This is a genomic window from Paenibacillus sp. LT-B23, from assembly GCF_059417685.1.
This window is the reverse complement of record NZ_JBSQBM010000048.1, coordinates 1-9,581: the sequence shown is the minus strand read 5'-3', so window position 1 is coordinate 9,581 and position 9,581 is coordinate 1. Positions and strand designations below refer to the sequence as shown.

9 protein-coding genes are annotated in these 9,581 nt (G+C 41.3%); 6 read left to right on the top strand and 3 right to left on the bottom strand.

What is annotated here, in order from left to right:
* Positions 1–207 precede the first annotated feature (207 nt).
* The gene (locus ACWXW9_RS28675; RefSeq protein WP_494932158.1) at positions 208–570 is read right to left on the bottom strand and encodes a winged helix-turn-helix transcriptional regulator; all 363 of its coding nucleotides are present in this window, start codon (positions 568–570) and stop codon (positions 208–210) included.
* A gap of 209 nt (positions 571–779) precedes the next feature.
* On the opposite strand from ACWXW9_RS28675, the gene ACWXW9_RS28670 reads away from it, so the two are divergent.
* Both ACWXW9_RS28670 and ACWXW9_RS28665 read left to right on the top strand, forming a co-directional pair.
* The gene (locus ACWXW9_RS28670; RefSeq protein WP_494932157.1) at positions 780–1,439 is read left to right on the top strand and encodes a nitroreductase family protein; all 660 of its coding nucleotides are present in this window, start codon (positions 780–782) and stop codon (positions 1,437–1,439) included.
* 862 nt (positions 1,440–2,301) lie between these two features.
* A complete protein-coding gene (locus ACWXW9_RS28665; RefSeq protein WP_494932156.1) occupies positions 2,302–2,925 on the top strand; it encodes a DUF7010 family protein in 624 nt (207 codons plus the stop codon).
* A 454-nt stretch (positions 2,926–3,379) separates the two neighbouring features.
* Here ACWXW9_RS28665 and ACWXW9_RS28660 read toward each other — a convergent pair whose 3' ends face one another.
* Both ACWXW9_RS28660 and ACWXW9_RS28655 read right to left on the bottom strand, forming a co-directional pair.
* Positions 3,380–4,561 (bottom strand): YhgE/Pip domain-containing protein, encoded by a 1,182-nt coding sequence (locus ACWXW9_RS28660; protein WP_494932155.1) that lies wholly within the window; start codon positions 4,559–4,561, stop codon positions 3,380–3,382.
* A gap of 171 nt (positions 4,562–4,732) precedes the next feature.
* A complete protein-coding gene (locus ACWXW9_RS28655) occupies positions 4,733–5,512 on the bottom strand; it encodes a nuclear transport factor 2 family protein (protein ID WP_494932154.1) in 780 nt (259 codons plus the stop codon).
* A gap of 195 nt (positions 5,513–5,707) precedes the next feature.
* Here ACWXW9_RS28655 and ACWXW9_RS28650 point away from each other — a divergent pair, with 195 nt between their 5' ends.
* The 4 genes from ACWXW9_RS28650 to ACWXW9_RS28635 all read left to right on the top strand — a co-directional run bounded on the left by ACWXW9_RS28650 (position 5,708) and on the right by ACWXW9_RS28635 (position 9,297).
* Positions 5,708–6,313, top strand: coding sequence for a TetR/AcrR family transcriptional regulator (locus ACWXW9_RS28650; protein WP_494932153.1), 606 nt, complete (start codon positions 5,708–5,710; stop codon positions 6,311–6,313).
* A 568-nt stretch (positions 6,314–6,881) separates the two neighbouring features.
* A complete protein-coding gene (locus ACWXW9_RS28645) occupies positions 6,882–7,559 on the top strand; it encodes an S-layer homology domain-containing protein (protein ID WP_494932152.1) in 678 nt (225 codons plus the stop codon).
* Positions 7,560–8,033: 474 nt separating this feature from the next.
* Complete coding sequence (locus ACWXW9_RS28640) at positions 8,034–8,261, top strand: hypothetical protein (RefSeq protein ID WP_494932151.1); 228 nt, start codon at positions 8,034–8,036, stop codon at positions 8,259–8,261.
* A 103-nt stretch (positions 8,262–8,364) separates the two neighbouring features.
* Positions 8,365–9,297: an ATP-binding domain-containing protein gene (locus ACWXW9_RS28635; protein ID WP_494932150.1), complete on the top strand. Its 933-nt coding sequence runs from the start codon at positions 8,365–8,367 to the stop codon at positions 9,295–9,297.
* Positions 9,298–9,581 lie beyond the last annotated feature (284 nt).

Sequence of the window (9,581 nt, the reverse complement as noted above, 5' to 3'; positions counted from 1 at the left end):
ATCGATACAAGTTCTTGTCCCAAGCCAAGGACAAGAACTTGTACCGATTACCGGAATTGACAAGAACATAGTCCGATTGCCGATTAGATGCAAATCTAAACATTAATCACATGAACTTAATACTGTATTAAGACCATAACAAAGACTTTATTTTCTGGTCCCTAGCTGTTGCCGTTTCATTTTTAAGAGCCAGTCTAAACTATTACTTTACCCAAGCGGGGTTTCGTCATCATCAACGCCTGCCGATGTTCCTCCCCAGGTTTCACCCCATATGCGCATCTCCCGAAGTACAGGTATGTACGCCCTTCCTTTATCTGTTAGCGAATACTCAACAGTAACAGGTGAGGTAGGGAACACCTGGCGGTTGATGACTTCATGCCGCTCAAAATGACGCAGGACATCCGTTAAAGACTTGATGCTGACATTGTCTAAATATCTTCGCATCTGATTAAATCGCTGCGGACCCAGACTAAGTAAGGTGAGTACCAAGATAGCCCATTTTCCGCGAACAACCTCCAACGCCTCGCGAATGGAGATGAGACATTGTTCGTCCTCTTTGCTTATATCCACAAAATCATTCCTTACTATAGTATAGTTAGTCTGATTTATAGATCTATATAAAAATAATGTGTATACTTTAAAGTATACACTAAATAATTTATAGTAACAATAAAGCTTATTTAACTGCAATGGTTGAATTTGTTTTGAAGGTCTACTACTAATTATTTAGAACATCTTGTGCCAACTTGGGGCAGGGTAATTATGAGGAGGAGAGAAGCATGTCCGTTGAACAATCGTCACAGAAGGTGGAGGCGCACTTTTTTGATGTTATTCAAGATCGGAGATCTGTAAGGTACTATGATTCCGAAGTAAAGATCTCACGGGACGAAATGAAGGATATATTGCAGCTAGCTACACTGGCTCCTTCTGGCGCCAATCTCCAGCCGTGGAGGTTTCTCGTCATCGACTCGCAGGAGCTAAAACAAAAACTGCTTCCGATCGCCAACAGCCAGCAGCAAGTGATTGAGGCTTCAGCTGTCATTGCGATACTCGGAGATTTGGAAGGCTATAAATTGGCCGAGAAAGTTTACGGGATGGCGGTCGATGCGGGGTACATGCCTGAAGAGACAGCTAAATCATTCGTGGAGCGATACCAAAGACTGTTCGCGAGTATGCCTCCAGAAAATGTACTCCGAAAAGTATTTATTGATAGTGGACTGGTATCCATGCAGCTAATGCTTGTCGCCCGTGCAAAAGGCTTTGATACGGTCCCGATGGGCGGATTTGACCAAGTAAAATTTGTAGAAGAGTTTGATATTCCGGCGAGATACGCTCCTGTTATGCTTATCGCCATCGGTAAGGCGGTGAAGCCCGGACACCAGACGGTAAGATTACCGATAGAAGATGTCGCTTTCTTTAATGAATTGCCTAAGGATTGATATTAATCATTCATGTAATATAAAAGAAGCTAAAGGATATGAAATGCACCTCCAATTGTTAACCACTACTAACAATTGGAGGTGCATTTTTGAGTTTTTTGCGGAGATCAAGAAATTTCGTAATGAGGTGGCACCTGATCCTTATTGATCATTAATGAGGATGTCCCTGGACATTTGCGCTGTGGGGCGGACCACTATTTCACTTACATCCACGCCATTTGGTTGCTCAATTGCGAACGCAATAGCTTTAGCGATAGAGTAGGGGGGATAACCCAATGTTCTGATAAGCTTCGAGTTTGGCTCTTTCAACTCTGAGTCCTTTATGGCGTCCAGGGAATCCAATTGTGTGGATCCAGGTGAAACGATCGTTACTCGAAGCTTGTTGCTGGCATCTTGAGCAGGTCCTCTGAACGGTAAGCTTTGTCCCCAGACTGGCCTTCGGCTCTCTGAACAGTATGGTGTGGAAGACCTTTAAAAAATTTGATTACATTGTGTATAAATAAACCTTAGCTTCATATGGTCTCAATGAATATAAGCAGTTAGCGGGGTAATATTTTGAGTATCAACAAGTACAGTTTCCGACTTGTAGTTGGAAATCAGTAGTTATCCAGATTGAGGAATAGATGGATATTTGAGGTTTACAAAGACATAAAAATAGAGCATGCAACTGTAAAGGGGTTGTACGCTTAGTATTTGCATCCTAAACGTACAGGATAGTTCCAATTTAATACGTTAGCCATGCTTAGAACCATAGATTAATCTTCACCAAGTGTGGAGATGCAATTTAACATTGCATTCCTGAAAGAGAATTTATGGTACATTAAAAGTGGTTAAAATTTGAATTGTAGGAGAAATGGTTAGGATGGGATATTTAGTAAAACTGCCGAAAGCTGCTGTCTTTGGAGCTGCAAATGGCGTAATGTTCATGACTTTTTTTGGAGCGCTTTGGTCTGCAATTGGTATTATTGGTTCAAATAAACTGGGAGCTCCTTGGCTGCTTGTTCTTTCAGGTATTGTGACATTAACGTTGCTAATCGGAGCTATTTCGCTATTTGGGAAAGCACGTAACGTGAACCATGTCACTACACCGAAAGAGAGGAAAATGAGGAATAAAGTTAATCGGAAATTTGGTATGATCTGTGGTTTAGAAGGTCTGGCAATCTTGATTGCAAGTGTGCTTTGTAACTTATTTGATCGCTTTGAAGTCTTTTTCCCGATCATGGCTATCATTGTCGGAGTCCATTTTTTTCCTTTAGCGCGATTGTTTCGAGAGAATTTTTATTATGGTACAGGTATAGTGCTCAGTATTCTAGGCATCATTTCTTTGTTTATACCACTGAATACCACTTTGGGCGATGTATCTCTGATTGCGAGGTCTACTTTTATCGGTTTCGGTTCTGCTTTGACGCTGTGGGTGACAGGTTTAAGGATCTGGATAACCATGCTCAAGCAATTGAAGAAAAAGGAAAAGGATATGCTCTGCTGAATCAGTTAACTTCATGGAGTCCACGAGACTCTTTTAGGGTAAAGAAATCGTATTAAGGCCAGTATTCAATTAACGGGAAACGATAGCTCAATAAGATAAAGCAGCTGATCATCGTGATCGGCTGCTTTTGTTAAGCTCCCTCGAAATGATACAGTTTCCTCACACAGGCTCATTGATTACAGCAGTTCTCCAAGCAGCATTGAGTATTACCATTTAAGTAAAAATGAATTGATACTTAATAAATGCGTATGTCCTTATCAGCATGATAGTGCTAAAGGAGAAATTCAATCGATGATATCGTACACACCACAAAGGGTAGGGAACGGTCGAGGGACAAGAACTTGGTGTCATTTCGGATTAGGTAATTATCTAAATAGTATCATGATGGAGAATATCGAACCACACTAACCGAACCAAATACCGACAACACAACTTTGTTTGTTCTTACCATATTTTAATCTTCTGTAACAGAAGTAGGGGGCGCCTCTGTCGTTCGACCGGCCTTAAATCCGGAAGCGAGTAGCAGGACCAAAAATCCCACGGCGACTCCCCACAAAACGAAGGCGTTTGAGCCGACCGCGTCCAGTCCTCCGAAGTACATCACTTCCCGCAGCCCTTCTGCCGCGAACCGCAGTGGCGTCCACGAATAGATCCAATCTCGCGTCGTCTGCGACAAGAACTCCGGAGCCATGCTCAGCAGCGGCATGGAGAAGAACATCAGCAGTACGAGCAGAGGCATAGCCGGAAATCCGATCCAATTGAGCAATGAAGATTGCAACAAGAAGAACGCCGATCCAGCCAACCATAAGAAGAACCAAGTCTCCCTCGCGTTCGCTAGTTCCATGCCGTACCACGACAAAGCCATCCATATGGTGAAGCCTGACGCTATACCAACGGTCGCAAGTCCCACGATAGCTTGCAGCGCACTTACTGTCCATCTCCTTGAACCCGCGGCGACCGCCTTCTGGCTAGCCAGGAACAAAACTATCCCGGTCACCAGACTGCCGATCCACATGATCTGGGTCAACAAACCCGGCGCATTCCCCGACGCATTATTCACTCCCGGTGGATGCACGACGTCCTCCTGAACGGTCACCGGTGTCATTAAAGCTGTAGCCGATTCAACGGGAATTTGCTCCGTTTGCTGCCCGATCTGCTCAAGCATCAGCTGCAACAGTTCCTCGCTTATCATTTGCATCGCTTGCCTCATGGTCTGTCTTACGACCAACGAGGCTTGGCTGTTCATCCCTTCGTTGGCGATGATCTTCACATTAGGATGAATCGGTGAGGGAGTTGCTAACGAGAGTAAACCGCTGCTCAGATCCGCCGGAATCACTATCACTCCGTAATATTCGCGTTTATCCAATCCTTCCCGAGCCGTTTCCTCGGAATCCACGATATGCCAAACGAACGGCATTGCCGGGTCTGACACCAACTTTTCCCGAATCATTTCCCCAACCGAAATCGTTCCTCCAGTCGACAGATCCGCCGGCCGGTCAAGGATAACGAGGGCCACCGGAAGCTCCTTGGGCTTCGATCCCTGCACCGATCCCATCATCGCTATCCCGAATACGGTCAGCACGATCAGGACGAGCACTAATCCGAGCCACATTATTTTTTGTGTCAATATTTTCATGATTTTCTTCCCCTCATCACTTCATTGCAATGAACAAAAATAGCGTTGCTGAAGCAACGCTCCTGTATCCATTGGACTTTAAAATTTTCCATTCAAGTACATTCGTGAAGCGAAAGACATCACCGTAAATAAATTCGGCGATGTCTTTCTTGCGATTCAGCTACACAAACTTCAAAATCTACTGTTCGTATTTTTTCGTTTTTCTTCCGGCAGAATGGCCTCGAATACGTCCCAATGCTCAGCGATCTTTCCATCCTGTACGCGGAACAAATCGTAGAAAGCAGTATGTTGACCATCAAATTGACCTTCGCTCACGGTAAGAACAAAATCGCCTTGCCCGATAACTTGATGGACATGAGTATATTGAAACTCAACTTTTTTCTCCTTCAGAGCCTGCAAAGCAGCGTGAAGACCAGAAAGGCCGTCTGCAATATGAGGACTATGCTGAATGTAGGTATCTCCATCAAAGTAAGAGGCAAGCAGGTCAGGGTTCTTTTCGAGCAAGATGTTTTCAACATAGCTTTTGACAAATGCTTTGTTGGCCTCCGTCTTGTCGATATCCTTAATCGTAACCGGTCCGTCAATCATTGTATGATTGCTTGGTGTCTTTTCCACCATCTCTTGCAAATTGTCCCAATGTTCAACGATTAGCCCATTCTCAAAACGGAAGATATCAAATACGATTTTAGGGCCGTGAAAATGATATACAGAATGAAGAGCCACATAATTTCCGTCAACTAAAGCCCGCTTAATGCTTACCTTTGTACCAATTTCCTTTAAATGATCAAGAGCATCAAGCATGGTTTCACGACCATCGAGTAAGGCCTGGTTGTGCTGAATATATTGATCTGGATGAACGTAAGCCGTAATCGCTTCGGGATTGCCGCTCTCAAAACTTTCCAGCACGGCGACTGTCTTACGAACAAGCTCATTTTGATGGTTGAATGTCATTGGTAAATCCTCCTTGGAATTTTTTTGGTCATTAGATAAATAATGAACAAAACGTTGTTTATTTATCTGATGCTTATTATAATAGTGGTTAATATAACGCTCAATATTCAATATTTTTAGCTATGATGGATAACAGACAACTTCATAAAACTTTGTCGCTTAACGACCTAAATAAATTTAGGGGGAACGAATACATTGAATAAAAAAACCGACTTAAGAATACTGCGCACGAAACAATCGATTCGAAAGGCGTTTTATGAGCTTATTCAGGAAAAAGGATACGAGGCCATAACGATCCAGGATATTGCCGATCGGGCTATGATCAATCGAAATACTTTTTATCTCCACTACCAAAACAAGCCTGATTTATTAGATACATGCATGAATGAACTGTTAAGCGATTTAAAGGATGCAGTCGTTCTTTGTCCGATCAGCATGAATCTTTTCAGCATTTCTCTACTCGAGACAGTCATGCAAACTGTACTGGAGCATATTTCCCTAAATATGACCTTTTACCGTTCCATGTTAATTGAAGAGAATCGAATCTACCAGTTTCAAGCGAAAATGGAGAATATCATTAATGATAAATTAATTGAGGGGTGGAAACCTGATAAGGAAAACTCCACACTAGCGATATCCAAGGAATTGCTGATCGAGTACCTCGGATCGGCTTTCATGGGGATTGTAATTTGGTGGATTAGAAACGATAAACCCCTTCCTGCAGATGAAGTTTCATCTCAGTTTAGTAAAATTGTTGCCTATGGGCACTTAAGAGCTGCAGGCATCGCCGTAGAGGAATAAAATTAGCGAGAGTAGAGGGAGCACAGGCACTAATAAAGGGCGTAAACGAAAAGCCAACGACGATTTGGTTGGTCATGCTGTCTCAGCCGACCACCCCGATATTGAAATCAAGAACAATTACTGGATACCGTCTAAGCGTTGTTGAATAACGCTTGAGCGGTATTTTCATACTCATGGAGAACATTGCGTTTTTTTTACGCATATCAATAAAATCAAAAGGATGCCAATACGTTAATTTCGCGTTTAATGTCGAGGGACAAGAACATGGTGCCATTGAAGTCGCTATTTAAGCGGCTTTTTATTTTATCGGTACAAGTTCTTGTCCCGAGCCAAGGACAAGAAGAACATAGTCCGATTACCGTATTGGACAAGAACATGTTCCTATTGCCGATTAGGCGTATATATAATCGTCATCTTGCCCTTCAATTCATTAAACTAACTTCATAACGTTTTTTCGTAATATGTTGGACACCGAATCTCCCTACACGTTACTATTGGAATGGATTACCTACATCTTTAGTAGAAACGAGGAGGGAAACATGAATAAATTTCTTCTAACATCAAGTGTGTGACTCTGTTATTAACAACGGGTACTCTCCATGCTACCGCTTATGCTTTGGAAAATAGTGCGGTCTCTATAGATACCACTCAAAGCATGCCAATCCTAGTAGTAGAAGGAGAGGAGATTGATCAAAATGTAGTGAATCTTTTTACCGACATCACGGAGCATTGGGCGGAATCTACTATTTTAAATGCGATTAAGCAAGGAACTGTAAGTGGCTATCCAGATGGACGGTTTCATCCTGATAATCAGGTTACGCGCGCAGAATTTTTGAAGCTTATCGCGGGTTCATTAGGAATGGAGGTTCATTCAAACTCGAGTAGTGGTCTATGGTACGACGTTTATGTTAAATCAGCCAAGCTAAATGGACTATACAGCGAGTCTGATTTTCCAGCCAATGATTGGAGTAAACCCAATGCAAAAGACTATCCCTATATCTTAGAAGAGTATCCGAATGAAATGTATGAAATGAAGTCCTACCAAACAATAGATACCACCTCTACCAAGCTTTCAAGTACAGATTTGGCCTACAATTCAAAACCGACACTTGATCTGTGGAAGAAAACGACTGAAAGCTACTATGATCATATTTTGAATGTCGATTATAGAACGATTAACGAAGACTGGGCGAATGAAACATTCTCATATGCAAATCAATCCGCTAGAAAGTGGCTCGCTGATTAGAGAAGATACGTGGAGTACGTAAAGAGTAACAAAATTACTATTAAAGGTTCACTTATTGCTGAACCATCGATGGTCATGAGATCTAATACATTTGGAGAGTATTCCATCAGAGTGAAATTTGAGTTTACTCTAAAGACATTCGACAAATACGACCAGGTCATGTTTGATCCATACATAAATTATTTTCTTACTAAATTGAAAAAGGGGATGAGGTATGAGGATTATACAGACATTCCACTTTCTACAAACAAAAACGATTATGATCTGAAAATTGATGGATCTACGTCACTTTTCAATTTTGGATCTATTGTGCGACCTTCTAAGTAAACAATTACACTGATTTACCCCTATTACTTAACGGACTTAGAATAGGTATATATTCTAATAAGAAACTAAATTGATTCAGAATCTTTACTGTTCATCACATTAATATTTTCGTTTACATAGAAGTAAACATATGATAAGAGAAGGGTTGTGCCTATATTGAAAGGTATGATATTCAAAATGTTAATGGCAGTTTTCGTAGTTTTAACTTTGCTTCTAGCGAATACTAATCAGATGTATGCAAAAGATACCGATTTAAGTTTTGAGGAGCATGGAGGGCTACAGCAGGAGTGGGTACATACTCTTCCTAAAGAATTTGATTATCTGAGTTTTGAACTAGGTTACAATCCTCAAGACAATATTAACCGTACTGCTTAGCTTGTCATATTAAACCCGGGGACTCCGTCTGGTAATAACTTCAGCCTATATACAATAAATAATAAGACAGGAAAATTTGCCTGGATGTACGAAATACAAAGATATGAAAGAAATCTTAGAAAAAGCCGACTTTGAGCTGCTTATTTTGGTAGGTGATATTTATCAAATTGAGTCTATCCAATTTGGAAACTGGTTTAATGCGGCAGAAGGTTTTTTACCGGCATCATCAATTAATCATCTTACAAGACCTTACCGAAGCCACAATGAGGAGTTGCAGACCTTATGGGATAGGGTTCGTGGTATGGATGATAGAATAGTAGAAACAATAGCTAGAAACCAGTATTCAACATCTCTGGATGCTTCCATATTTACACCTTCAGAACTGGATGAAATTATTTTATGCCTAAATTATGACGGGCTCTATGGAATAAATAATATTAATCGGTTCCTTCAACAGGCAAATCCTAACCTTGCTGTCCCATGGGGACTCCAATTGTATAAAGTTGGTGATCCGGTACTGTTCAACGAATCTGATCGCTTCACGCCCTTGATTTATAACAATATAAAAGGCTGGATAGTAGGTATCGAACTTGGTGAAGGTAAAATCCAGTTTGATATTGAAGTTGATAAATCAATTAACGGGCTGGAGGCTATGCCCTATGATTTTGAACTTCTAGAGAATTCGGCAGCAGGACGTTCAGTAATTCGCTTCATAGTCGACGACCATAGACACGTTGATGAAAATCTTGAAGTACCATCAACAGCTCTTGTACCGTTTCAGGTTGCTTATGCAGTATCAATCCATAAAGCACAAGGCTTAGAGTTCAATTCTGTAAAAGTCGTTATCACTGATGAAGTTGAAGACCACATAACCCATAGTATTTTTTACACAGCCATTACTAGAGCTCGAGGAAGGCTGAAAATATATTGGACACCTGAGGTTGAAAATAGAATTCTCGGTGCAATTAAGCCGAAAGATATCGGACGAGAAATCGTATTTCTAAGAGCTTCATTAGCCGAATATACAACCTCATAAGTAGCACTCAGATTACGTTGCCTTCTATATGAATTCATTGAAGATGAATCAGGACGTAAAGTATTTGCATAGGTGCACTGTCCCGAACTATCAACCCAGCATCAATGAGATCGGAGAGGCCTCTAGAATACGTATGATAGAAGCGAGTGACTGCATGGAACTACTAAGCAAGTAAGAGTGTCTATCAAAGCGAAATTTGTTGAATCATCTCTGAAGACTAATGATGAAATAATTCTTATGGAACAAAAAAGCATCTCCAACTAAGTTGGAGATGCTTTTTTGTT